2 protein-coding genes and 1 pseudogene are annotated in these 1202 nt (G+C 33.8%); 2 read left to right on the top strand and 1 reads right to left on the bottom strand.

From position 1 onward, the window contains the following. The coding region (locus MAGTDC_RS05545; protein ID WP_278046928.1) for a hypothetical protein at positions 1-255 on the top strand (255 nt) is incomplete at its 5' end. A 434-nt stretch (positions 256-689) separates the two neighbouring features. Here the strand turns inward: MAGTDC_RS05545 and MAGTDC_RS05890 are convergent. Beyond that, a pseudogene (locus MAGTDC_RS05890) lies at positions 690-806 on the bottom strand (hypothetical protein); the annotation flags it as partial. Between the two features lie 151 nt (positions 807-957). Between MAGTDC_RS05890 and MAGTDC_RS05540 the strand changes: the two are divergent. Further along, positions 958-1202: hypothetical protein (locus MAGTDC_RS05540; RefSeq protein WP_278046927.1), on the top strand; the 245-nt coding region annotated here is incomplete at its 3' end.

Here is a 1202-nt window from a genome sequence, read left to right as displayed (position 1 = left end):
TCCGCTCTTCCACTTGGAATGGTTACTAAAGAGGTACAATGACTAGGGCATATTCATCAAATGCTACCAGTTAGAAACATCACAAGAATAAACACGTTGGAGGAGGAAAACAGATTGCAAGCACATGTAGAGGAGGACCTAAGAATAATGAGCATTTTTAACTGGAGAAGAGTTGCTGTGGATAGAAGGACGTGGTCATCTATGCCAATAGGAAGCCACAGTTGTAGTGCTGGAGCATTAAGAATGTATGAGTAAATAAAATGTATGACAATAACTAAACATCAAATAGTGATAATAAAGATGTGTTAATAAAAGATACCAACTGGACTTAGAAAAACCATGAAAATATTTTAAAGCTCAATCTCAACAGCAAGAAATTTCAGTTTTCATCAATGCAGTCAGGAAATTTAACCTATCCAAATTATTGTTATTAATACTTATCAACTTACTTCTCCGAGTGTTGTCTTCTCTATTCGTCCTTTAACTCTACGTGCAAATTCAGGGTCTGTATCATTTTCAAGATGTGCTGTGATAATAGGAGTACTTATGTTTTTGCTTGCATTGATAATTTCTTTTATCCTAAAATCAATTAGCAAAGAATTCAAAAAATACAATACAGTAAAGCTTTTTTAACGCTATTTCATTTAACATAAATAAAACAAATTCTGCTGTATAAGAATATGTAGTTCTTACCTTGGCACTCCCTGAGTAATATTCATGCTGGCAACACCCGCAAAGTGAAAAGTTTTTAGTGTCATTTGTGTGCCTGGTTCACCAATACTCTGAGCAGCCAGTGCTCCAACAGCAGTCGCTATAACAAGCATTTAAGTGTCGCTCAATATTATGGTTTAACATGAACACATTATAAAAAATGGCGCGCACTGTTACTTCAGGAAAAAAAGGATGATAATCACTGAACTGTATCCTAAAGTAAGATACAACCAGCTAACTTTTAAAGTGTTGAGTGCACAGCAGATTCAGTGACCACAATCTGACTTTTCCACAGAGCCACAGCAGACACCAATGCATGAAATTACATCTTATGTAAAACTAGTGCCCGCTATAATAGAAAATGTTTTCTGTTTTCTTATGGAATGTGCCTTATTTAGCTACGAACATTATGAAATTCCATGTTTTCAAATAACTACGTTATTTTACAAAATAAAAATGTTTTTACTAATAATTAAATATTTATTTTTAAC

The sequence above is a fragment of the Candidatus Hodgkinia cicadicola genome (genome assembly GCF_002774925.1).
This window is presented reverse-complemented; position numbering and strand designations above follow the sequence as displayed.